23 protein-coding genes and 2 pseudogenes are annotated in these 21,327 nt (G+C 61.8%); 12 read left to right on the top strand and 13 right to left on the bottom strand.

The window, feature by feature from the left end:
* Window positions 1-4: 4 nt before the first annotated feature.
* The 3 genes from PZL22_RS27935 to PZL22_RS27925 all read left to right on the top strand — a co-directional run bounded on the left by PZL22_RS27935 (window position 5) and on the right by PZL22_RS27925 (window position 3,841).
* Window positions 5-1,183, top strand: a complete 1,179-nt coding sequence (locus PZL22_RS27935) for an ROK family transcriptional regulator (protein WP_013845209.1) — start codon at window positions 5-7, stop codon at window positions 1,181-1,183.
* A gap of 185 nt (window positions 1,184-1,368) precedes the next feature.
* Window positions 1,369-2,613: a GGDEF domain-containing protein gene (locus PZL22_RS27930; RefSeq protein WP_014989481.1), complete on the top strand. Its 1,245-nt coding sequence runs from the start codon at window positions 1,369-1,371 to the stop codon at window positions 2,611-2,613.
* A 640-nt stretch (window positions 2,614-3,253) separates the two neighbouring features.
* On the top strand, window positions 3,254-3,841 hold the full coding sequence (locus PZL22_RS27925) for a DUF6969 family protein (RefSeq protein ID WP_164843034.1): 588 nt from the start codon (window positions 3,254-3,256) through the stop codon (window positions 3,839-3,841).
* Window positions 3,842-3,902: 61 nt separating this feature from the next.
* Here the strand turns inward: PZL22_RS27925 and PZL22_RS27920 are convergent, their stop codons facing one another.
* From PZL22_RS27920 to PZL22_RS27905, 4 genes are all read right to left on the bottom strand, one after another.
* Window positions 3,903-4,715, bottom strand: a complete 813-nt coding sequence (locus PZL22_RS27920; RefSeq protein WP_127700960.1) for an SH3 domain-containing protein — start codon at window positions 4,713-4,715, stop codon at window positions 3,903-3,905.
* A gap of 406 nt (window positions 4,716-5,121) precedes the next feature.
* Window positions 5,122-6,828 carry a peptidoglycan D,D-transpeptidase FtsI family protein gene (locus PZL22_RS27915; RefSeq protein ID WP_127700962.1) on the bottom strand — a complete coding sequence of 569 codons (1,707 nt, stop codon included), beginning with the start codon at window positions 6,826-6,828 and terminating at the stop codon, window positions 5,122-5,124.
* Window positions 6,829-6,861: 33 nt separating this feature from the next.
* Window positions 6,862-7,659, bottom strand: coding sequence for a penicillin-binding transpeptidase domain-containing protein (locus PZL22_RS31695; protein WP_284718805.1), 798 nt, complete (start codon window positions 7,657-7,659; stop codon window positions 6,862-6,864).
* The gene (locus PZL22_RS27905) at window positions 7,613-9,301 is read right to left on the bottom strand and encodes a penicillin-binding protein 1A (protein ID WP_234842991.1); all 1,689 of its coding nucleotides are present in this window, start codon (window positions 9,299-9,301) and stop codon (window positions 7,613-7,615) included. The genes PZL22_RS31695 and PZL22_RS27905 overlap by 47 nt, the downstream gene beginning before the upstream one ends.
* A gap of 309 nt (window positions 9,302-9,610) precedes the next feature.
* Here PZL22_RS27905 and PZL22_RS27900 point away from each other — a divergent pair, with 309 nt between their 5' ends.
* Window positions 9,611-10,495 carry a LysR family transcriptional regulator gene (locus PZL22_RS27900; RefSeq protein ID WP_127700982.1) on the top strand — a complete coding sequence of 295 codons (885 nt, stop codon included), beginning with the start codon at window positions 9,611-9,613 and terminating at the stop codon, window positions 10,493-10,495.
* 75 nt (window positions 10,496-10,570) lie between these two features.
* Here the strand turns inward: PZL22_RS27900 and PZL22_RS27895 are convergent, their stop codons facing one another.
* Together PZL22_RS27895 and PZL22_RS27890 are read right to left on the bottom strand one after the other, a co-directional pair.
* The gene (locus tag PZL22_RS27895) at window positions 10,571-11,683 is read right to left on the bottom strand and encodes an NADH:flavin oxidoreductase (protein ID WP_014528095.1); all 1,113 of its coding nucleotides are present in this window, start codon (window positions 11,681-11,683) and stop codon (window positions 10,571-10,573) included.
* Window position 11,684: 1 nt separating this feature from the next.
* Window positions 11,685-12,077, bottom strand: coding sequence for a RidA family protein (locus tag PZL22_RS27890; protein WP_127700964.1), 393 nt, complete (start codon window positions 12,075-12,077; stop codon window positions 11,685-11,687).
* A 125-nt stretch (window positions 12,078-12,202) separates the two neighbouring features.
* Between PZL22_RS27890 and PZL22_RS27885 the strand changes: the two genes are divergently transcribed.
* Window positions 12,203-13,150 (top strand): LysR substrate-binding domain-containing protein, encoded by a 948-nt coding sequence (locus PZL22_RS27885; protein ID WP_164843035.1) that lies wholly within the window; start codon window positions 12,203-12,205, stop codon window positions 13,148-13,150.
* 131 nt (window positions 13,151-13,281) lie between these two features.
* Here PZL22_RS27885 and PZL22_RS27880 read toward each other — a convergent pair.
* Window positions 13,282-14,113 (bottom strand): annotated as a pseudogene (locus PZL22_RS27880) (hypothetical protein).
* A 154-nt stretch (window positions 14,114-14,267) separates the two neighbouring features.
* On the opposite strand from PZL22_RS27880, the gene PZL22_RS27875 reads away from it, so the two are divergent.
* Window positions 14,268-14,699, top strand: a complete 432-nt coding sequence (locus PZL22_RS27875; RefSeq protein WP_127700966.1) for an Xre family toxin-antitoxin system antitoxin — start codon at window positions 14,268-14,270, stop codon at window positions 14,697-14,699.
* A complete protein-coding gene (locus PZL22_RS27870) occupies window positions 14,696-15,178 on the top strand; it encodes an RES family NAD+ phosphorylase (RefSeq protein ID WP_127700968.1) in 483 nt (160 codons plus the stop codon). Before PZL22_RS27875 ends, PZL22_RS27870 begins: the two co-directional genes overlap by 4 nt.
* Window positions 15,179-15,715: 537 nt before the next feature.
* Here PZL22_RS27870 and PZL22_RS27865 read toward each other — a convergent pair.
* Window positions 15,716-15,944 (bottom strand): annotated as a pseudogene (locus PZL22_RS27865) (site-specific integrase); the annotation flags it as partial.
* Window positions 15,945-16,008: 64 nt separating this feature from the next.
* On the opposite strand from PZL22_RS27865, the gene PZL22_RS27860 reads away from it, so the two are divergent.
* From PZL22_RS27860 to PZL22_RS27850, 3 genes are all read left to right on the top strand, one after another.
* Window positions 16,009-16,173: a hypothetical protein gene (locus PZL22_RS27860; RefSeq protein ID WP_164843036.1), complete on the top strand. Its 165-nt coding sequence runs from the start codon at window positions 16,009-16,011 to the stop codon at window positions 16,171-16,173.
* A 213-nt stretch (window positions 16,174-16,386) separates the two neighbouring features.
* Window positions 16,387-16,632 carry a type II toxin-antitoxin system ParD family antitoxin gene (locus PZL22_RS27855; RefSeq protein WP_127700972.1) on the top strand — a complete coding sequence of 82 codons (246 nt, stop codon included), beginning with the start codon at window positions 16,387-16,389 and terminating at the stop codon, window positions 16,630-16,632.
* Window positions 16,613-16,963: a type II toxin-antitoxin system RelE/ParE family toxin gene (locus PZL22_RS27850; protein WP_127700974.1), complete on the top strand. Its 351-nt coding sequence runs from the start codon at window positions 16,613-16,615 to the stop codon at window positions 16,961-16,963. Before PZL22_RS27855 ends, PZL22_RS27850 begins: the two co-directional genes overlap by 20 nt.
* Window positions 16,964-16,968: 5 nt before the next feature.
* Here the strand turns inward: PZL22_RS27850 and PZL22_RS27845 are convergent, their stop codons facing one another.
* Window positions 16,969-17,226 (bottom strand): hypothetical protein, encoded by a 258-nt coding sequence (locus tag PZL22_RS27845; RefSeq protein WP_164843031.1) that lies wholly within the window; start codon window positions 17,224-17,226, stop codon window positions 16,969-16,971.
* 186 nt (window positions 17,227-17,412) lie between these two features.
* Between PZL22_RS27845 and PZL22_RS27840 the strand changes: the two genes are divergently transcribed.
* Complete coding sequence (locus PZL22_RS27840; protein ID WP_040120556.1) at window positions 17,413-17,850, top strand: VOC family protein; 438 nt, start codon at window positions 17,413-17,415, stop codon at window positions 17,848-17,850.
* A 306-nt stretch (window positions 17,851-18,156) separates the two neighbouring features.
* Here the strand turns inward: PZL22_RS27840 and PZL22_RS27835 are convergent, their stop codons facing one another.
* Entirely contained in the window at window positions 18,157-18,615 is a 459-nt protein-coding gene (locus PZL22_RS27835; protein WP_234842992.1) for a nucleotidyl transferase AbiEii/AbiGii toxin family protein, read from the bottom strand.
* Window positions 18,616-18,885, bottom strand: a complete 270-nt coding sequence (locus PZL22_RS27830) for a hypothetical protein (RefSeq protein ID WP_017271873.1) — start codon at window positions 18,883-18,885, stop codon at window positions 18,616-18,618.
* A 517-nt stretch (window positions 18,886-19,402) separates the two neighbouring features.
* Here PZL22_RS27830 and PZL22_RS27825 point away from each other — a divergent pair.
* On the top strand, window positions 19,403-19,786 hold the full coding sequence (locus tag PZL22_RS27825; RefSeq protein WP_127700976.1) for a hypothetical protein: 384 nt from the start codon (window positions 19,403-19,405) through the stop codon (window positions 19,784-19,786).
* 48 nt (window positions 19,787-19,834) lie between these two features.
* Here the strand turns inward: PZL22_RS27825 and PZL22_RS27820 are convergent, their stop codons facing one another.
* Window positions 19,835-20,992 (bottom strand): site-specific integrase, encoded by a 1,158-nt coding sequence (locus tag PZL22_RS27820; RefSeq protein WP_127700978.1) that lies wholly within the window; start codon window positions 20,990-20,992, stop codon window positions 19,835-19,837.
* Window positions 20,989-21,327 (bottom strand): hypothetical protein, encoded by a 339-nt coding sequence (locus tag PZL22_RS27815; RefSeq protein WP_127700980.1) that lies wholly within the window; start codon window positions 21,325-21,327, stop codon window positions 20,989-20,991. The genes PZL22_RS27820 and PZL22_RS27815 overlap by 4 nt, the downstream gene beginning before the upstream one ends.

Raw genomic sequence — 21,327 nt, 5'->3', positions numbered from 1 at the left:
TAATATGAGCGACGTGAGAACCAAGGGTGACCAGAGCACCACGCGTGCGATGAACCGCCGCCTTATCCTGAACCTGCTCCGGCGCGAGGGCGCAAAGAGTCGTGCCGAAATAGCCGCCGCCACGGGCCTCAGTCCCGCGGCTGTCACCTTCGTGGTGAGCGACCTCATCGAGGAAGGATTGCTCATCGAAGGTCAATCCGTAGCCGGCGCACAGGGGCGGCGTCCGATTCCGGTCGCCATCGATTATGCGGGCGGCGTAGCGCTGGGCTTCAAGTTGATGGCAGGCAGCGTCGAATGCGTAGTCACTGATTTAGAGACGACACCGCTCGCTTCACTGCGGCTGCCGCTGCCGGCGCATGATCCCGATACGATTGCCGAGGCACTCGCCGCAGCGGCGCCGAAGCTGGTTGCACTCGCCAACCGGCCGGCCGCCCGGCTCGCCGGGATTGGCATCGCTATGCCCGGCGTCATCGACAACCAGCGGGCGGTGTGTGTCCGGAGCAATCGGTACGGTTGGGACAATGTACCACTGGGCGATCTCGTGGCGAGCCGGATCGGGGTTCCCGTTTGGCTGGAAGACGACACGAATGCCTATGCGATCGCCCAGCAGCTCTTCGGCCTCGGACGGCATTACAAGACCATGGGTGTGCTTGCGATCGGGGTAGGGGTAGCCTGTTCTTTGGTGCTGGATGGTAAGCTTTATCGCGGTGCGCACGGCGCGGCCGGCAAGTTCGGCCATTTCCCGCATATGGAGGGCGGCAGACCCTGCGAATGCGGCAAGCGCGGCTGCCTTATGTCCTACTTCTCAGAGCCGGCGATGCTTCAAACCTGGCACGAGCGCAGCGGCCGACCGGAGACGGACGGACGAGCCGAAATGGTCGCCGCCATCGCCGCGGGCGACAAGGCCGCTCATTCGGTCATGCGTGAAGCGGGTGAAACTTTGGGCCGGCACCTCGCCGGTCTGATGAACGTCATCGATCCGGAGGTAATCGTGGTCGGCGGCGAAGCAGTCGCCTACGGCGACGCGCTCTTCGGACCCTTGCGAGCGACCCTTGAACGCTTTGCATTTCGTCAAGCACCGCCTGTTCTACTCGATTGGGAGGACGATTCCTGGGCCCGGGGTGCCGCGGCGCTCGTCACTCAAAAGCTATTCGACTTCGAGACAACGGCGGGCAATGCTTGAGCGCGCCTTAATCGCGGCCTCGCACCGTAGCCGCCACGTCTTCCAATGCTCGCGGCGACCACTGCCACGATTTGCCATATGAAATGCAACTCGCGAGTTCATCCGCCGGTGATCTTGCCAGCAGGAGGTGCTCCCCTAGATGGGCAAGGATGGAACTTCAGGAAAGTGCAGTTGCTGCCAGTCGCATGAGCGCCTCCCCGCAGGTGCGGTATCAGCCGCGCAGCCCGGCTGTCATGGCCGAAGTGGAGCGCCTTCTCGCGGGCCGCACGCGTGACATCCGTCTCAGGGGTGAGCTCGGTCGCCTGTTCCAGGAGCGTTCGTGGTCGCGGACGGCCAAGATCATTCGCGCGTGGATGATATGGGTGACCTTGCTGGACGTACTGACGCTGGGTCTCAACGCGATCTTGCTGCCGAAGGCGGTCGCGCTGTCCATGCTTCCGCCGGCCTGCCTTCTCCCGCCCGCGGCTCTGGCCACCGCCTTCATCTGGCGAAAGCCGCGCGGCGTCTGGCTGCAAAGAGTGTCTTTGCTTGCAGGCTTGTTCCTCATCCTCCTGTCGGTTGCGCTGGTTGGCGTGAGCGCGGGCGGCGAGTTCTATGAACGCCACTTGAACATCATGCTGTTCGTCGCCATCACGGCCATCATCATTTTCGCAATTCCTCTGGCCTGGACGATGACCGTCGCCTCTTTCGCGCTCGGCCTTTACCTGATCTTTCAGTTGCAGAATCCGGGCCTGGAGAGGGGCAGTGCGGTGGCTGGGACGCTGTTTTTCGCCAGCGGGATTATCGCGACCGTCGTTGCCCGACGTACGATAACGATCCTCGCCCAGAAGACCTTCCTTCTCGAGCTTCGCGACATGCGGCGGGTGGCGGAGCTTGCCGACGCCAATGCCCGCCTCGAGCGCCTCGCCAAAACTGATCCCCTGACCGGGATCGCCAACAGGCGCTGGATGATGGAGACGCTCAATCGTCTCTGGAGCTCAGGCGCGGAGCGGCGGCCGGGTACCGCCATGCTGATGTGCGATATCGATGACTTCAAGAGCCTGAACGATCGTCTTGGTCACGCCGAGGGTGACCGATGCCTGGTGAAAGTTGCCGGGATCATTCAGAGCAGCGTCAGGCGAAACCGCGACCATGTAGCCCGCTACGGCGGTGAGGAATTTCTCGTAGTGCTTCCGGGCGCCAATGAAGAAGCTGCGGTGGCGACGGCTGAACGTATCAGGGCAAGCGTCGAAGCCGCCTCCCTCCCGAACCCCGCATCCCGTGTAGCGCCTTACGTCACCCTCAGCATTGGCGTAGCGGCGCAGGCGCCGGGTGAAGAGATCGTTGCGCCGGAGAAGCTTCAGAACCAGGCCGACGCGGCACTCTACCTGGCCAAACAAGCGGGCCGCAATCGCGTGGTGCTCTACCAGCCCGATCTGCCGACCGTATAGCGGCGCGACGAGAGCGGGATTAGGAAAGGTCCGCTTTGACGCCGGTATGCAGGTGCCGGGACGAGGCGCGCGGCGCGCAACGCACAGGGCGCTGGGCCTTTGTTGTCGCCGGGCCGGTCCAGAGATCGGACAAAGTGGCGCTGAGAGCAGAATCTCATTCGTGCGGATCCCGCTGAACAGAAAGAATTTTCCAAAAGTTACGCGATCGCGGGCCGGCCATTCATTCGTCGGCATCTGGATGCGCCCGCTTTTCGGTCTCGACGGGTTCAAGAAGAAATGACGACAAGGAACACGCTTCTTTTCGGTGCAGCGCTGGCGGCGGCGACCGCCGCTGTGGCAGTCGATCACCACAATCATCCCGTTCCGCGCGCCCAGCCAGCAGCGACCTCCGGTTCGGCAGGAGGGGCAGCACCCTGTGCCGCAGGTGCCCCGTGCTCCGCTGCCGCGCCGTGCGCCGCCGGCGCTCCGCTCGCAGCACCACCTCCACCACCCGCGCCAATGCCGTCCGCGCCTTGTGCCGCGGGAGCGCCCTCAACGGCAGCGGCACCCAAGCTCGCGCCTCCGCCGCCGGCTCCCCTGCCGACCGAGGGGAAGAAGCTTCCGCCGCCTCCGCCGCCCGCTCCCTTGCCGGTCCAGGGAAATGGCTGAGGAAGCCGTAGAACTCGCGCGCCGCGAGATCGCCTACTGCGAAACCTTGCTCGCCAAGGGCGGCCTCAACGTGCTCAGCGAGACCTTTCGCGACACGGCTGAAATCAAGGCCTGGGACCACTACCCGACCGGCGATGTGTTCGACCCGACGAGCGGCGCGCAGTGGTTCTATCACTGCCACCCGGCTGAAGAGGGGGCGGAAGAACACGGCCATTTCCACTGCTTCTTGCGACCGCAAGGACCGCAAGGGCCGATCCACCATCTCGCGGCCGTCGGGGTTGACGCTCACGGGCGCCTTCTGTGGCTGTTCACGGTGAACCAGTGGGTGGTCGGCGATGACTGGCTCGGCGCGGAAGGCACGATCGCTCTTTTGCCGCGCTTCGACGTGCAGATGCCGCGGCCGTCTTATCTCGTGAACCGTTGGCTGACGGCAACTTTCACCGCCTACGAGCAACAAATAACCGAACTGATCCGCGAGCGCGACCGCGCCTTGATCGCACACCGCCCGCCTGAAGGCGTCGAAGCGCGCCAGGACCGTGCGCTGGAGGTCACTTCGGAGCTCAAGCTCTCAGGTCGATAGGTGTACCCGACCCCTTGCGGCCGACGCGCGGTGGCGGCATTTCAACCGCTCCCGGGCCGCATTAGTTCGGGCAGCCCGGTTCGCCCGGTTGGCAGACTGGTCGCTGCGGTCTGCGACGGTCACTGTCACCACCGCGGTTACGATTGTCGTCGCCGCGGCGGATGACGCGATCGCCATTATCACCCCGACGTTCGAAGTTCTGGCGGTTGCGATCTCCGCGGTTGCGCAGTTCACGGTCGGAGTCCGGCTGCGTGTCGACATTCGGCCTGCGGCTGGGCGCGCGATCGAGACCGGGTAGGCGGTCCGGACGATCGTCAAAGTCCCGGCGTCTTTCAGGGGTGCGGCTAAAATCGGGACTCCGCTCCAATCTCCGGTCGAATTCCGGGCGCGGAGCCGGCCGCGGCTCGAAACCAGGTCTGCGGCCGGGCGGCCGGTAAGGTTCCGCACGGCGATCCGGGCTGCGATAGACGTCTGGTCCGCGGCGCCAGCGGTCGCGGTCGCGATAAAAATCGCGGTCACGGTAGTGGCGATCCCAATAGCTGCCGAAGCTGAAGACAACGACGGGAATACCGAGCGGGCGATAGTATCGAGGCCCGACCGAAATGCGGCGCTGTTGATAAAGTGCTTGGATATACCGTCCATGCACCCAGCCACGACCGTCGTAGAACTCCACGTCGCACCATGGCACGTCGGCAAGACAGCCGTAGATTTCAATGGATTCGCCGGCCGGAATCACGGTGACCGCCGGATATGCTGTGCTTGGGCCCGCGCGCATATTGACGTTCGCCGTCGCGAAGCCTTCTGCCGCCTGAGCGATGGCCGGAGCAAGCACGAGCAGCCCGGTCGTGACAATTTTCAAAAGCGTGGATTTCATGTTTTCAACTCCCTGGAGGCATGCATCGTGCCACCACATCCGGAATTTGATTTACTTCGGGCTTTTTTCCGGTTCCCGGGCATCGTCGGAGCGCCTGCCGGCTTGTGTCAGGCGGCCACCATCCTCTTGTGTTTCAATGGTTTATAGCGCCTTTTGCATGAACCCAGCTTGAACGCTGGGGCCGCGCCCCCCGCAGGAAGCCGATGAGCTTGACGACGGACGCTTCCAGTCTCTTCAGCGCCTGTGCCTGGCAGAAATGGGCTCTGAGTGCGCCGAGCCTGCCAGGGAGCATCCACGGGACGTCGGTAAAATGCGCCTCACACCAAACAATAAGGGCGGGCACGAAACCCAGCCGCAATTGAATGAGGATCATCCAAGCGACGACCGTCCCGCGAGCATTCACATGTCAGTCGCTTGACGAATCATCTACGGACGGTTCTCCCGTCGCGACGGGAACGGCTTCGGCACCTGAAGGGGATGGAAAAACGGGCTTGAGGAGCATTGGGAGGATGCGATGCAAGAGGGCGCCGCCGAGCGGCACGGCATTCCACCCGGAGGTGCGGTTGCCATAGGTTTCCGCCAGGCCACGGGGCTCGTCCAGGAGGGTGAGCAGCAGGTACCTGGGATTGTCCGCCGGTACGATGCCCATGAAGGAGGTCACGTTGAGAACCTTGGAATAGCGGCCCTGGACCACCTTTTCAGCCGTGCCGGTCTTGCCGCCGATTACGTAGCCGGGGACATCGGCCTTCGTGGCTGAGCCGACGGCGGCGTTGAGGCGTAGGAGGTGGCGTATCGCCTCACTGGTGTTCGCAGACAAGAGACTCTCCGCTATGGTCCGTTCGGACACGGGACTGTCCTTTATGAAGGTGGGCCTGATCAGCCTTCCGCCGTTCGCCAGAGCGGCGACGGCCATGCTGGCTTGCAGTGGCGTGACGGCGATCCCGTGGCCGAAGGAAACGGTTGCCGTGGTCACCTCGCTCCAAGAGGATGGCCGCAGCGGTGCGGCGCTCTCCGGCAGCTCGGTCGCAAGCTGAGACAGAACGCCGAAACGTCCGAGAAAAGTCCGCAACGCTTCGGGGCCGAGCGTCATTGCCATTTTCGCCATGACGATGTTCGAGGAGTGAATGAAGGCTTCGGGAACGGTGAGCGGCCTATATTTCCCGCGATAGTCATGGATGCGTTGCCGGCCAAAGCTCAACGGTCTGCTTGCATCCACGACGGATTCGAGATCGAACCGGCCCGACTCCAGCGCCATTGCGGTCGTCAGAGCCTTGAAGGTCGATCCCATCTCGAAAACGCCGGCGGTAACGCGATTTATCCGGTCGGGCTTGAAGGCATCCACGGGATTGTTCGGGTCAAAGGCCGGATAGGAGGCGAGCGCCAGTATTTCGCCATTCGTGACGTCGAGGAGGAGCCCGGCACCCGCAGCAGCTCCGAATTTCGTGACGGCTTTACCGAGTTCCTGCTCCATGGCGTACTGAACGCGCAGATCGATTGAAAGCTCGACCGGCTGGAGATCACGCCCCTTAAGGGCAAGGCCGGCGCCGCGTAGGTCGGCAAGCCAGTTTGCATCGATCCATTTTTCGATGCCGGCGATGCCGAAATTGTCGATGTCCACGGCGCCAAGGATATGGGCAGCCAATGAGCCGTTCGGATAGAGCCGTTGATTTTCTGGCCGAAAACCGACCGCCGCCAGTCCCGAATCGATGACCGCCTGCTGCTTGTCCGGAGGTATCTGCCGTTTGATCCATGTGAAGGCGTCTTTGCTACGGAGGCGGGAGTGGAGTTCGCCCGCGTCGAGTTCCGGGAAGATCGCCGTGAGTTTCTCGACCGCCTCGTCCAGATCGGGAATCGATCGCGGCTCGATGTAGAGTGACGCGATCGGAATGTCGGTCGCGAGCAACTGCCCATTCCTGTCGACGATTGCGGGTCGTCCACCTGGAGCCCTGTCATAGGGGAGGCGGGTTTCGCGGCCTGCCTCTTCCTCCATGCCGAGTTGCGCAAGTCGTATGAACGCGCCGGCGAAAATGGCCGCAAATGCTGCCATAATGCAGACGATGCGTAACCGCCTGCTGCGTGCCCTGCTCCGCGGGGCGAAGGCGTGCTTCCTCATTTCGATCCCTCGACGAGATAAGAGGCAATTGGCTCAATAGAGGCCGTGGGGGGCGGTCAGAAGCTGCTCGCGCAGCGCGGCAGGGAATTCGGCTCCCTCCGCTCCGAACCCGTCTATGACGGGACATTCGGTCAAGCACGGCCCGGTTCCCGGTTTGAATACCTCGACAGCCGAACCGGGATCTCCTGAAGCGGCTCGCTTGCCCGTGCGGCGGTTTACGCTCGCGAAGGTCAAGCCTTGCGGAACGGGAAAGTCCACGGCAGGTCTGCCGCTCATCGCCACCTTCATGAAGTCAATGAAGATCGGGGCCGCAAGTCCGCCGCCCGTTTCGCCATAGCCCATCGGCTTCGGTGCGTCGTAGCCCATGAAGATGCCGGTCACGAGCGTCGGGGTGTAGCCGACGAACCAGACATCCTTCTCGTCGTTGGTGGTCCCGGTCTTGCCGGCGACGGGGGCGCCGAGCTGCGACACTTGGTGCGCCGTTCCACGCTCGACCACGCCGCGCAGCATCGATGTCACCTGATAGGCCGTCATTGGGTCGAGCACCTGCTTGCGGGTGTCGCGAAGCACCGGCTCCTCCTGATGCAGCCACCTTGTGCGTTGCATCGATCGCAGGCGCGATCCGTCGTGACGGAAGATCGTACGCCCGTGACGATCCTGGATGCGGTCGATCATCGAGGGCTGCACGGCGTGTCCGCCATTGGCGAGGACCGCATAGGCCGAAACGAGCCGCGTCAGCGTCGTTTCGCCGGCTCTGAGCGACATCGGCAGATAGGGAGCGAGCTTATCGTAGAGGCCGAAGGCGCGGCCGTATTCGGCAACGAGGTCCATGCCAAGATGTCGGGCGAGGCGCACCGTCATCAGGGTTGCGGCTCATCTCAAGCCCTGTGCGCAGAGTGGAAGGACCGCCGAATTTTCCATCGTAGTTCTTCGGTTTCCACAGACGGCCCGCCCCGTCCGGCATCGAAAAGGGTGCGTCCATGACCAGCGTCGCCGGGGTGTAGCCGGTATCCAATGCGGCCGCGTAAACGAACGGCTTGAAGGCTGAGCCGGGCTGACGAGATGCCTGCGTCGCACGATTGAAGCGTGACTGTGCAAAGGAAAAACCGCCAACGCTCGCCAGCACGCGCCCTGTATTCGGGTCCATCGACACGATCGCGCCCTGAACTTCCGGCATTTGGCGCAGGAGATAACCGTTTCCCACCTTCTCGACATAAATGACGTCCCCTGGCGATAGGACCTTGTCGATGGAGTCGACCTGCCTAATCTTGCCTCCGGCAGCAAGCTTCAATGCCCAACGCATGGTATTTCTGCCGATAAGGCCCGTTTCAGGGCTGGTCGGCGAGTGCTCGGGACCAAGCTTTGCACGGCGCAGTCCGATGCCCACACCTGCATCGGAACAGGAGAGCACCACGGCGAGCTGCCATTCCTTCATATCCGTGAATGTCTCGTGCTTAGCCAACGCCGTCGCCCAGTCTCCGGAAATGTCGATATGCGCGACCGGCCCCCGAAAACCCCGCGCTTGGTCATAGTCGACGAGGCCGGCGCGCAGCGCCATCAGCGCAGCCGCCTGAAGGGTCGGGTCAAGCGTCGTGCGCACGGAAAGCCCGCCATCATAGAGAGCCGCCTCGCCATATTGCCCCGCGACTTCCCGGCGCACTTCCTCAACGAAATAGTTTGCCTCTGCCATGTCGGGGTTTTTGGCCTGAGGCTTAACCCCGAGAGGTCTCGCCATCATGTTGCTTGCCTGCGCGGCGCTAACGAAGCCGTTGCGTTGCATCTGGCCAATCACCCAGTTGCGCCGGCTGACCGCGCGTTCGGGATGCCGGTGCGGGTTGTAGTTGTTGGGTCCCTTCGGCAGGGCAGCGAGATACGCTGCCTCGGCAACGGTCAGCTCGCTGACGGACTTGTCGAAATAGGTCAGCGCACCGGCGGCGATGCCGTAGGCCCCGAGCCCCAGGTAGATGTCGTTCAGATAGAGCTCGAGGATTCTGTCTTTGCTGAGCGAGTGCTCGATGCGGATGGAAAGCACCGCCTCCTTGATCTTGCGTCGAAGGGTTCGATCCGAAGAAAGCAGAAAGTTCTTGGCAAGTTGTTGGGTGATTGTCGAGGCGCCGATCAACCGTTGGCCGGAACCCAGGTTCACGGCATTGGACCAGGCAGCCTTGAAGACACTCAGGACATCAATTCCGGAATGGGAGTAGAAGCTCTTGTCTTCCGCCGAGAGAAAGGCTGCCTTCACGCGCTCGGGGATCGCGGCGATGGGCAGATATAGACGCCTTTCCCTGGCGTATTCGGCAATGGGCGTTCCGTCATACGCGTAAAACCGCGTCATGAGCGCCGGCTCCCATTCTGCAAGCTTGCGGTGATCCGGCAGGTCGTTCGCGACTTCCCACAGATAAACGACACCGATGCCGAAGATACCCAGCAATGCAGCCGAGGTGATGCCGAAGATATAACCGATGAGCTTCATGCTGATACCAATGGTTCAGACCAGACAAAAACTTGACACAGGAATAGGCGCCGTCCGTCGCAGATGCCGCGAAGGTCGTGATTGAATGCATAGAGCGGGGTGAAGAAAGTGTGCGGTTTTCTGCTCGAAGCCCGATCTAACCTATTGGAATCGATCACGTTCATGGTTTTAGGTCGACCCAGCCTAAGATCATCGTGATCTTGTGTTGCTTTGAACTGCGGAGAGAATGGCAGAAGCGATAGCACTCGACAAACGAGCAATCTTGCGGCTAGGCATGAATCAGATTTGGCCTTAACCGAAACTGATTCCATGGAACTCCCAAAACTGCCCCTCAATGCATTGCGTGCCTTCGAGGCATCGGCGCGGCACTGCAGCTTCACCCGTGCGGGCCTGGAGCTACGGGTTTCGCAGACTGCAATCAGCCATCAAGTGAAGTCGCTCGAGGATCTGCTTGGCGTCAAGTTGTTCCGCCGGCTGCCCAGGGGCCTTGCCCTCACCGATGAGGGGTCGGCGCTTGCCCCGGTAATGAGCGATGTATTCAAGCGCATGTGCGCGACCCTAAGCCGTTTCGAGGAAGGAAATTTCCACGAAGTCGTGACCGTTGGCGTCGTCGGCACCTTTGCAATTGGGTGGCTCATGGAGCGGTTGCCGGATTTTCATGATGCACATCCGAGCCTGGACCTGCGCATCCTGAGCAATAACAACCGCGTCGATCTGGCCGGCGACGGTCTCGACTTCGCGATCCGGTTCGGCGACGGGTCATGGCATGGCACGGACGCAATGCACCTGTCGGCCGCACCGCTATCGCCAGTCTGCTCGCCTCAGATTGCCGCTCGGCTGAAGGAACCGGTCGACCTCGCTCGAATCGAGCTGTTACGTTCGTACCGATCTGATGAGTGGGCGCAATGGTTCCGGGCAGCGGGAGCCCAGCCTCCAATCCTGCGCGGCATGGTTTTCGATACCTCGCTGGCGCTGGCAGAGGCGGCCGCCCGGGGCTCAGGTGCAGCCCTTCTGCCGATAACCATGTTCGGGCATTATCTCGAGAGCGGGCGTCTGGTGCAGCCTTTCGACATCACGGTTGCAGCGGGTGACTACTGGCTGACATGGCTGAAGTCACGCCAGTTCACCAGGGGTATGATCGCGTTCAAGACGTGGCTGAAGCAACAGTTGCCTGACCGTTCCGGCGTGCTATAGGCGGCAGCGTGGCGGCGAGGTAGGCACGCCTGCTCTCGCGATCTCTGCCTTCAAGCTGGTCGCCGCGCCCTCATATTAAAGGGCGAGCTCGCTGTCCTTGATGTCGCTGATCGGTGCGAGCATCGAAAGTTCGAACGGGCGCAACGCGCTGCGGGCGGCCGTGAGGTGCGGCCAATCGGGATTGACGAGCGCGCCGCGGCCCAGCGCGATCATGTCCGCTCCTGATTCCATCACCTGTTCAGCGCGCGCAAGATCGTGCAGGCTGCCATTGGCGATGAGGAAGAGACGCGGCGCATGGCGGCGGGCAAGCGACACGAGAGAAATTTCGCCCCCTTCGAAGGCCGGTCGCCATGCTTCGAACTCCGTCACATGAGCGAAATCAGCCGGGCTCTCGGCCAGTGCCTCGAATACTCTCGCCGCGCCCTGTTCCCGCTCTGCCCATTTGTGCCGGAAGTCGTTGACCTTCCCCTGAGAGAGACGCAGTCCGAGCGGCACCGATGGGCCGATCGCCGCGCGCACGGCCTTGAGCACTTCGAGCGACAGGCCGAAGCGAGCGACGATGTCGCCACCCCAACGGTCCTGGCGATGGTTGGTGTAGTCTGTGAAGAACTGATCTAGGAGATAGCCGTTGGCGCCGTGGATCTCGATGCCGTCGAATCCGGCGACCTCGATCGCCAGGCGCGCCGCACCGGCGAAGCCCTCAATCGCCGCGGCGATCTCTGCTTCGCTGATCTCGCGCGGCATGGCATAGGGACCGTCGCCGCGGTAGCCGGTCATCTGACTGCCCTTCGGGCGGATCGCCGAGGGACCGATTGTGTCGGAACGATAAGGATTGCCCTGCGACAGCGCGCCGCCATGCATGAGTTGTGCGAAGATGCTGCCGCCGGCCGCATGGACCGCATCGACGGCGCGGCGCCAGGCATCCGCCTGTTCCCGGTCGGTCAGGCCAGGCTGACCCGAATAGGTCTGCGCATAGGCCTTGTCGGTGTAGATGCCTTCGCTCGTCACCAGGCTGAAGCCGCCGCGTGCGAAGCGCTGATAGTAGCGCACCATGCGTTCGCCCGGCACACCAGCGCACGAGGCGCTGATGCGTGTCATCGGCGCGACCGACAGGCGGTTGGCGAAATCGAGACCTTTGAGGCTGGTACCGGTGAAGACCGGTGAGGGGATGATCGCCGGTGCGTTCATGTCAGTGGCTCCCGTCGAGCGCAATCGCCTCGATCTCGATCATTGCTTTTGGCGAATAGAGCGAGGAAACCTCGATGATGCTGTCTGCGGGATAGGGCGCGGAGAACCACTTGCGGCGCAGCTCTACGATCTTTGTGAAGTTTTCCATGGAGCGCAGGAAGATCGTGACCTTGACGACTTTGTCGAGCCCAGAACCGGCGGCCTTCAGGGCGCGATCGAGATTGCCGAAAGCCTGCTCGGCCTGGCGATCGAAGTCGCCTTCGCCGACGATCTCGCCATTGTCACCGATCGCCGCCTGACCCGAAACGAAGACGAAGCCGTTAGCCTTGATTGCCTGCGAGAGCAGGAACGGCGCACAAGGATCTGGCTTCGTGACGACCTGTTCGAGAAACATGGGTGTCCTTTCATGCTTGAGTCATTCTCAGCTCGGCACTGTCGCCTTGCTTGTCGAGGGCAATATGTTGGTCCCTTCGTGCATTGACAAAGGAACATTTCTCAGTCGATAGATGAGATGTACTCATGCGTGGGGAAGTGATGAGAAAGCTGCCGCCACTTGGCGCATTGCGCGTCTTCGAGGCTGCTGCCCGCCGGCTGAGCTTCAAGGACGCTGCCGAGGAACTCAACGTTTCCGCGACCGCCGTCAGCCACCAGATCCGCCAGCTGGAGGAGATGCTGAACGTCAAGCTCTTCGAGCGCGCAACGCGGCAGGTGCATCTGACCGCCGCGGGAAAGACGCTGTTTCCAGTGCTGCGCGAGGGCTTGGATCGCTTCGAACAGGCGATCGCAGACGTGCACCGCCAGCAGGCAGGCCAGGTGGCGCGGCTCACTTCCACCGTCGCGTTCGTAGCGAAGCGGCTGGCGCCGCTCGCGGGTTCGTTTCGCGAGATGTATCCCGATTGGACGTTGCGACTCGACGCCTCCAACCGGGCCGTCGATCTGGAGGCAGATGCGGACGCCGCCATCCGTTTCGGTGGTGGGAACTATCCGGGCCTCGTCACGGAGCCGCTTTTTGCGGATCGCTTTGCGCCGGTCTGCGCGCCGAGCCTCGCTCAGACCAGCGCTGCTGATCTCCGGCTTGCGACGCTCATCCATTTCGATTGGGGTCCGGCACGGCGTGACGATCCGCGCGCACCTGTGTGGCGGCAATGGCTGGCACGGGCCGGCGTCGAGGACATTGACTCGAGTGCGGGTATTTCCTTCACCGACGAGATCCATGCGGTCCAGGCCGTGGTGGCCGGGCAAGGGATCGGGCTGCTGAGCCTTACGCTGGTGGCGGAGGAGCTTGCCTCCGGCATCCTCGTCCAACCATTCGAGTTATCGCTTGAAGGCGACCGCTACGATCTCGTCTACAGCCCGCGCATGGCGGACCGGCCTGCGACGCGCGTGCTGCGCGACTGGGTGATGGCGCAGTTCGGCGGCACGGTCCATCAACTCGGCCCACGGCCAGCTTCGCAGCCTCGCGCTTAGAGTAGAGCGTTGAAGCTACGCCCATCCGCACGGAAAACCGTTTCGCCCTTTCCTGGAAGTGCTCTAACGGACCTCAGGCATCGTGACCGGCATGCCAGCCGACAGCGCCTGCAATCGTAGTTCGCTGCCAGTCAGATCAGCAACCGTGCCGCTCGTCCTTGCTTGCGTTCCGCATTGTTGTAATAGGTCGCCGCCTGCATCACTGACTTATGCAGTGACTGCTGCATCGCTTCACGCCGCGGTTTGCCGCCCCGGTCAGATAGCCGGATCTTAGGCCATGAGCCGGCCGGGTCGCCAAGTACAGGATCGTCGTCAACGAGGTCATCTACACGCAATCCTGCAACTTCGGACCGAGGCCGCCCGCCAGAAGCAAACGCGGTCAAAAACAGCGCGCGATGACGCACGTCAACCAGCCGATCGCTGGCACAGGCTTCGAGAAGTTTTGCGAGTACGTCGCCGGTGACTGCCTTCCGGCTCTTGCGCTGCCGTGGCCGAGCGCTGGCGAGGACGGCAAGCCGCAGGGCGGATTCCAGCGACGGCGCGCCGAAAGCGCCGGTCAGGCCGCGCCAGCGGGTGAGGATCGACCAGGTGGTCAGCCGGCGGCGCACCGTCCCCGGTGCGTGCGGGCGCAGGGCACGCAATCCGGCCGCGGACCTCCGCCGGCATGCCGTGGGTAAGGTCCTCCTTGCGCTTAACCGGATGCCACAGGTGATGGGCAACGAATTCCGGGGGCAGCGATTCCGGCGCAGGCCCGGGGAGGGCGCTCCCGTTGCGAGCCGGCACCAGGCCTGGATAGCCGAGCTCCGTGAGCGTATTTTCGCCCATGCCCTCACTGGCGAGGTGCTTGAGGGTCGCCAGGTCGTCGTCGGTCAGCAGCGCGGCGAGCTGGTCGCGCCGGTCGAACGGCAGTATGGCGTCGAGCGCCGCGCCGCGGCTGGCAATGGCTGTCGATGGCACGATCATCGCGGCAGCCCGTCTTCGTCATAGAGATCATCGTGCGCCGACGTCATATCATGTTCCCGGCCCGGCTTTCCTTCCGCAGCGCGCAAATGGCGTCAGTCTTGCCAGATGCCTCACGTGCGACTATATTTCGCCTCAAGTGAGCGGAGATCAACAAATGTTAGCTTTTGAGAATGTTGCCGATGTCTTGGGTTTGCCGGCGAAGGAAGCGGCGGCCCGCTCTCCGCTCGGACTGATTACGCGCATAGAGGGAGGGTTGCCCGTCGCGGCATTGGAGCGCGTGGTCCACCTTCTGGCTCCCAATGACAGCCAGTTCAAGTATCGCTTGGTGCCGAAGGCGACCTATGAACGCCGAAAGGCGACGCTTCGGCTCTCACCGGACGAGGGGATGCGCGTCGCGCGTGTCGCCCGTGTCTGGAATCTGGCGCTGGATGTTTGGCAAAGCGAGGAGGAGGCCCGTGATTTCCTGTTTCGGCCTCACCCCATGCTTGAGGACAAACGTCCGATTGATGTGGTCATTCAGAGTGAGATCGGCGGCGAACTCGTCCTGGAAACCCTCGCAAACCTGAAGTACGGCAGTGCTGCGTGAGCGCCCAGATTCTTGATCGGACGCTGTCGGCGTTTCGAATAGGCGACCCGAAAGGGACCTATCCCATATTCGACGCAACCGGCTCAACCATAGCCCCGGGGCGCTGGAACACGCCGGCAAGTCCGATCATCTACAGCAGCGAGCACTATTCAACGGCGGTGCTCGAAAAGCTGGTGCATGGCAGCGGCCGATTGCCGCCAAACCAGCACTACGTTGAAATCACAATACCGCGCGGCTTTACCTATGAGGTCTTTTCGCCGCCGGACATCCCAGGCTGGGATATGATGCCGCCAACAGTGAGCAGGGGATTTGGCGAGCAATGGTGTCTCGAAAGGAGGAGCGCAATCTTGCTGGTCCCCAGTGTTGTCGCCCGGCTCGACCAGATTATTTTGATAAATCCAGCTCATCATGAGTTCCCTGAAATACAGGTCAGCCTGCATCAGCCGGTTTACTGGGATCGGCGCCTCTTCGGATCGTAACTGTGCGGGTCACCGCGCCTGCTCGGCTCAGATGATCATACTGGCCGCTCTGCCCTGGTTACGGTCGGCGTCATCGTCTTTGTTCGCCACCTGCGTGGCAGGCTTTGCTTTTATCGTTTCCGCAGGAGGTCTAGCGCGATTTTGCCACTCTCATTGATCAATTTCCCAATGAGGAATTCCAAGGAGGAGGGATCGTGGAAGTCAGCGCCAGTGACAGTGAGCTCGTCGCGGTGATGAGACAGTATTTGTCGCCAAAGCCGAGCTGGAGAGCTTGAAAGCACAACTGGAGGCGGCACGACAGAGCCGGCGAGGCGATCGCGTACTCCACGCTTCTCGTTAGAACGCTGAGCACGCCGCCGACCTGCAGCGCTCGCATCGCCTCAAGAGAGAGAGGGCGTCGCTGATGCAGCGTGCTGAAGTCTGGGGCAGGGCAGCATCGGGTGCTGACGAGCACGATAGATGGACGCGGAAGCGGAGTCGGAAGAATTGCGGTCGTTTGAGAAGCGGACCGATGCTCTCTTCCGTACTTAGTCACGCTTAGACGATCAGCCGGGCCGCTCGTCCATTCTTCGCTCCGCGTTGTTGTAGTAGCTCGCCACTTGGGTCACCGATTTGTGCAGTGACTGCTGCCTCGCTTCGGGCAGGGAAACACCGCGGTTTGCCGCCTCCGTCAGATAACCGGATCTCAGGCCTTGTCCCGAAAACAGCGCCGGATCGAGGCCGCCTGTTTGCAGCGGGCTTTCAGGACCAGGTTGCGCTCTGCCGGATCATCTCGTCAAATTGACAAATGTGCTACTGAGTAGCAAATTAGGCTCAAAGGAGTTAAACCGATGAGTGTCAAATCGTCGATTTCGCTGACCGACCAGCAGGATGCCGCTGCGCGACTTGCCCGACCTCGAATGGTTGGAGGAAGCGGTACTGCTCAGCTCGGCCGGCCGGCGCTCGTAGAGGAGGAGTTCGCGGAGGCAGGTTCGGATGGTGACGACCAGGGCTAGCCCAAGCTCATCTGGTTGCGGCGAACCGGCCAAGTGCACTCCGCTTCCCGCAGAGGGCGGCTACTCGATCATATAGCCCAGCGCCCGATCACCCGCGCGTCGCTTCGCAGCCATGCGGGCCAGAACCGGAATGGTGTTGCGACATAATCAACGACCACGACGCTGCGATTTGCGGGTCATGGCCGAGCTGCTTTTGCACATTTCTCTCCGCCTTTGGCATGGAGACGGTTTGCCCGTTCGCTGGTGGAGAGCGGCCGGTATTCCAGCATGAGTTCCGTTCTTCAGCAGGGCCTAGAACTGCTTCGCCAAAAGACGGAAACTGAGACCGTCGAAACGGCAGCGCTTGGCGAATTGGTCCAGCGGCGATTGAACGGACCAATGATTTCTGCGACGGAAATGGAAAGCCGCGTCGCGGCAATGATTGAGCGGAAGCGACGGGTTGTTCGTGTGGACTCTTGAATATTCTGAGGATGCCGAACGCGATTTCGAGTTGATCTTCGATCATCTGTTTGACGCCTATGTCGAACTCGGGGACTCGCCTGACGAGGCTGTGGAGCGCACAGCTGAACGGATCCGCAAATTGCGTGTCGAAATCGATCGTCTAGTCGATACGCCCTATATCGGGACTCTGCGGCCTGATATTCATTCCGGAATCCGGTTTCGTCGGCGGGACAAGGCGGCTATTTGGTTTCTACGGGCAGAACATAGCCGCACAATCATTGTCGCGGCAATTTTCTACGGCGCGCAGGACCACATCAGAAATATGCTCGCACGTATGCTTGCGGGATAAGGTCCCTACAGCCCCGAGGCCGTCGTCAGATTGACCCTAAATCGGTCGCGTCGGCCGATCGGCATCGTCAAGAACAACATGTCGAGCCGGGCATCATCGAAGCCTTCGCCGATATAGCGGCCCGTCGCAAGGATCAGGCGCTCAGCGTCGTCAGGGACATTCAAGCCGCACTGGCTTGCTTGCGGTCTTTTGCGGACATGCCGCCGCGCAGCACTACGAGATTTCTCACCAACTTTGATGCCTGGCCCGGGCGACCATTCCATTTTCGTTCGCCTACCCGCCTATAGCGGCATCGAGTCTAACGGCGAGTGAACCACACAAATTGAGGAAGACCCCAATCAAATGCCAAACGACACCCGGATGCCCGCCCGGTGTCGGGGCACCTCAAGCGTCCGTTGTTAGACCAGACGATACCTTGTAGGTTGGAACGACACCCTGGAGATTGGAACGTGGCGCTCAAGCGGATGGACAACGTCGGAATCGTCGTGGAAGACCTCGAAGGAACGATTGAGTTCTTTCGCGAACTCGGCCTCGAGCTCGAAGGAAAGGCCACGATCGGAGGAGAATGGGCCGGACGTGTCACTGGGCTGGGCGATCAGCATGTCGAGATTGCGATGATGCGCACGCCTGATGGACACAGCCGGCTTGAGCTCTCACGCTTCCTCACGCCACCTATCGTCGCAGATCACCGGAACGCCCCGGTCAATTCCCTGGGCTACCTGCGCGTCATGTTCACCGTAGACGACATCAGCGAGACGCTGGAGAGGCTCCGCACCCGCGGCGCGCAGTTCGTAGGCGAAGTCGTCGACTATGAAGACGTATATCGGCTTTGCTACATCCGTGGCCCCGGAGGACTTCTCATCGGACTCGCCCAGGAACTCGGCTGAGCGCGATGTTAAGACAAATAGCGAAGGGTGACCCAATGTCAGCGAGCGCGTCCGGGACCCAGTTTACTCAACTTTGGTCCGCGATGGTCGCTCTGAGTGGCCGACGTGGCTGCACGGGATGAAGGTTCGTAGTGGCAGCTGGACAGGAGCAGGATCATGAAGGACGAGCGTCTCTCGGTACAGAAGTCTCGTCATGATGGTTTCGGCGAACCTGCGGGTTCATCTGGCGAGCAACTTTCAGCGCGGCTTCGCATTTATCCTGGAAGGCCTTTAAGACCTCATCGAGGTATTCCAAGCCGTGAGTTTTCATGACGCAAGCGATGTCGAACATGTCGCGGGGCTGCATCGCGGCGCCGCGGTGTAAACCTTCTTTGCCATGATCTCGCCGGGGGTCTCGAGCAGAACCTGTCGGCCGCGCACCTCCGCTCTCACGGCCGGGTTGCCGGCAGGCTGCGGGCACAAGTCGATCTCGCCAACATTCTCGAAAACAATCTTCAATGTCCGCGATCCATCGGACTCATAGCCGTCAGGGTTGATGTCGAGAGCGTATCCCTGTGTCTTCGGATTCAGATATGGCAGAAGCTGCGGATCATCTAGGAAAATGTCGACGTCGAAACTCTCATGGTGATGGATCTGGAGCATCAGGGCCGTACCGCCCCCAAAAGTCCAACCGCCGATCATAGTAAGTTCGGAGTTTGCTTGTTCGATGATGCGGCAAGCCTGTTCAAACAGGTCGCTCCATCTGCTGACCGGGTTTTCGACCAACTACGCCGCCCGCGCCAAAGGGAGGGGGTATCCGGCAAGTACGGAGAACTTCCGTCCCAGATCGGAGGCGGCCGTCGGATCAACGTGCATTTCGTCCAGGAACGAGATCTGAAGACTCTCGTCGGCCTCGGAAAAGAAGGAAAATGCTGAACGATCGAAAGAGACTGCGCCGGCAGGATCGGAAATCTTCGACGCCAGCTGCTCAGCCGAAAGGGTTGTCCCATAAGCGGCGTTGACAGTGGACAGAACCTTTACTGCAACGATCGACATCTTCCTGAAACATAGAACACCTGGAATTCTACACATACCGCGGCGATGTCTGCGAAACAAGGATCGCAGGCGAAGAGGTAGACTCCGGCGAACTTGAGTTCTGCCGGGGCCGCACGCGACGGCCGCAGGCTTTCCGGATGGTTTTTGTTTCGGCGTTCTGTTTAGGAGGAAGGCTGGCGGATCGTTAGGTCAGTCCGGCCGCAACGGCTCTGAAGCTTCCTTCCCGGCCGAAAAAGATCGCCGGAAATGTCGATGGCGACGACATGTCATGAGAACGTGTCGATGGGATCACAATTTATCGACATGTCGCGTCGTCAGCAATGCCGGTGGGCGCAAATTTCCGCCTGCCGACGGCTTCAAAGCACGCTGACGTGGCTCGGATGCCTCGCCACGCAGCATCCCTTCGACTGGTAAGCGGTGCGCCCGCTCCGACCCGCTCGGTCCGACCGACAGCTCTCCTCCTCGCAGGCCTGTCAGTCACTATGCAGCCCGGTGGATCTTTTCCCGCGCCAGGCTTTTGTCTTTTTCGCAGGAACTCTATCGCGATTTTGCCATCCTCATCGGTCAATTCCTCAAAGAGGAATTCCAAGTAGGAGGGATCGTGGAAATCAGCGCCAGTGACCGCGACCTGATCGCGGTGATGAGACGGTATTTTGCGGCTCATGCCGAGCTGGAGAGCTTGAAAGCACAATTGGAGGCGGCACGACAGGCGGCCGGCGAGGCGATCGGCGTGTTCTACGATCCCCGCCAGAACGCCGAGCACGCCGCCGACCTGCAACGCTCGCATAGCTTGAGGGAAGAGATGGCGTCGCTGATGCAGCGTGCTGAGGCCTGGGGCAGGGCAGCATCGGGTGCTGACGAGCACGATAGATCGGCGGCGGAAGCGGAGCCGGAAGAATGAGGGTCGTTTGAGAACCGAGCCGATGCTCTCTTCGGGGCGTAGTTACGCCTAGACGATCAGCCGGGCCGCTCGTCCATTCTTTCGCTCCGCATTGTTGTAATAGCTGGCCGCCTGGGTCACCGACTTGTGCAGCGACTGCTGCATCGCCTCTGGAAGAGGGATGCCGCGGTTGGCAGCCTCGGTCAGATAGCCGGACCTCAGCCCATGGGCCGAAAACAGCGCCGGATCAAGGCCGGCCTGTTCACAGCGTGCTTTCAGGACCAGATTGACAGACTGCGGCGTCAGCGCCCGTCGGTCGATGTTGCCCCACTGATCGATGCGCCGGAACACCGGGCCGTCCTTGATTTGCGCGTCGGACAGCCATCGCTTCAACACGGTCACCGGCCGGCCGATCAACAGCACATGTTCGTTCTCATCGGCGGTCGTCGTCTTGGTGCGGCCGAGGCGGATCGACAGGCAGGGCAGGGGAGGGGAGTTTTCGTCGGCGGGATTGGCGCGCACCGGCTCCTCGTCGGCGAGATCCTCGACGCGCAGCGCCGCCACTTCCGAACGGCGCCGGCCGCCGGAAGCGAAGGCGGCTAAAAGCAGTGCCCGGTCGCGTGCATCCACAAGTCTATCACCGGCGCAGGCCTCAAGCAGTTTCGTCAGGATATCGAGGGTTACCGCCTTCTTGCTCTTGCGCTGGCGCGGGCGGTTGCTCGCCTTGACCGCCAGCCTCACTGCGCTCTTCAGCGACGGTGCACCGAAGGCGCCGGTGAAACCGCGCCAACGGGTGAGGATCGACCAGGAGGTCAGCCGCCGCCGCACCGTGCCCGGCGCGTGTGGCCCGTCGGCCCTGAGCAGGCGCTCGGCGCGCAATCCGACCTCGACATCCGCTGGCATGCCATGGCTCGGATCCTCGGCGCGCTTGACCGGATCCCAGAGGTGATGGGCGACGAACTTCAGCAGCAGTGCTTCCGGCGCCGGCCAGGGGAGGGGGTCACCGGTGGCGAGGCGGCACCAGGCCTCGAGGTAACCGAGGTCGGAGGCCAGCGCGCGTAGCGTATTCTCGCCCATGCCCTCCTGCGCCAGGTGTTTGAGTGTGGCGACGTCGTCGTCAGTCAGCAGCGCGGCGAGCTGGTCGCGGCGGTCGAAGGGCAGGATGGCGTCGAGCGCGTCGAGTTCTTCGGCGCGGCTGGCAATGGGTGTCGATGGCACGATCGTCATCGCGGCAGCCTGTCTTCGTCATAGAGATCATCGTGCGCCGACGTCGTATCATGGTCCCGCCTCGGCTTTCCTTCCGCAGCGAGCATCCAAACCGCGTCGACCGAAGAGACTTTTCCATCCTCAACCAGTTTGCTGCCCGGGCGGTGGGCCGTGTCAGGAAGAGTCCCTGCGATTTCGTCTGAGGGGGAATCATCCCCTCCCGAAAAGAAGCTGAGCTCAGCTATAGGCCATCCGGCCCGGCACACATAGACTTCGTCCTGCCGGCACGCCAAATCGATCAGCTCTTCCAGCCGTTCTGTCGCTTCCTCGACGTCTATGAATATCTTCATCGGCAT

The organism is Ensifer meliloti (genome assembly GCF_030064585.1).
Lineage (GTDB): Bacteria > Pseudomonadota > Alphaproteobacteria > Rhizobiales > Rhizobiaceae > Sinorhizobium > Sinorhizobium meliloti.
Note: the sequence above shows the minus strand (reverse complement) of the source record. Positions and strands in the feature narration are given on the sequence as shown.

Excerpts from the sequence above, each read along its gene's own strand:
- PZL22_RS27935 (WP_013845209.1), top strand. The coding sequence starts at position 5 with ATGAGCGACGTGAGAACCAAGGGTGACCAGAGCACCACGCGTGCGATG.
- PZL22_RS27930 (WP_014989481.1), top strand. The coding sequence starts at position 1,369 with ATGAGCGCCTCCCCGCAGGTGCGGTATCAGCCGCGCAGCCCGGCTGTC.
- PZL22_RS27925 (WP_164843034.1), top strand. The coding sequence starts at position 3,254 with ATGGCTGAGGAAGCCGTAGAACTCGCGCGCCGCGAGATCGCCTACTGC.
- PZL22_RS27920 (WP_127700960.1), bottom strand. The coding sequence starts at position 4,715 with ATGAAATCCACGCTTTTGAAAATTGTCACGACCGGGCTGCTCGTGCTT.
- PZL22_RS27915 (WP_127700962.1), bottom strand. The coding sequence starts at position 6,828 with ATGAGGAAGCACGCCTTCGCCCCGCGGAGCAGGGCACGCAGCAGGCGG.
- PZL22_RS31695 (WP_284718805.1), bottom strand. The coding sequence starts at position 7,659 with ATGGACCTCGTTGCCGAATACGGCCGCGCCTTCGGCCTCTACGATAAG.
- PZL22_RS27905 (WP_234842991.1), bottom strand. The coding sequence starts at position 9,301 with ATGAAGCTCATCGGTTATATCTTCGGCATCACCTCGGCTGCATTGCTG.
- PZL22_RS27900 (WP_127700982.1), top strand. The coding sequence starts at position 9,611 with ATGGAACTCCCAAAACTGCCCCTCAATGCATTGCGTGCCTTCGAGGCA.
- PZL22_RS27895 (WP_014528095.1), bottom strand. The coding sequence starts at position 11,683 with ATGAACGCACCGGCGATCATCCCCTCACCGGTCTTCACCGGTACCAGC.
- PZL22_RS27890 (WP_127700964.1), bottom strand. The coding sequence starts at position 12,077 with ATGTTTCTCGAACAGGTCGTCACGAAGCCAGATCCTTGTGCGCCGTTC.
- PZL22_RS27885 (WP_164843035.1), top strand. The coding sequence starts at position 12,203 with ATGCGTGGGGAAGTGATGAGAAAGCTGCCGCCACTTGGCGCATTGCGC.
- PZL22_RS27875 (WP_127700966.1), top strand. The coding sequence starts at position 14,268 with ATGTTAGCTTTTGAGAATGTTGCCGATGTCTTGGGTTTGCCGGCGAAG.
- PZL22_RS27860 (WP_164843036.1), top strand. The coding sequence starts at position 16,009 with ATGAGTGTCAAATCGTCGATTTCGCTGACCGACCAGCAGGATGCCGCT.
- PZL22_RS27845 (WP_164843031.1), bottom strand. The coding sequence starts at position 17,226 with ATGGAATGGTCGCCCGGGCCAGGCATCAAAGTTGGTGAGAAATCTCGT.
- PZL22_RS27830 (WP_017271873.1), bottom strand. The coding sequence starts at position 18,885 with ATGTCGATCGTTGCAGTAAAGGTTCTGTCCACTGTCAACGCCGCTTAT.
- PZL22_RS27820 (WP_127700978.1), bottom strand. The coding sequence starts at position 20,992 with ATGACGATCGTGCCATCGACACCCATTGCCAGCCGCGCCGAAGAACTC.
- PZL22_RS27815 (WP_127700980.1), bottom strand. The coding sequence starts at position 21,327 with ATGCCGATGAAGATATTCATAGACGTCGAGGAAGCGACAGAACGGCTG.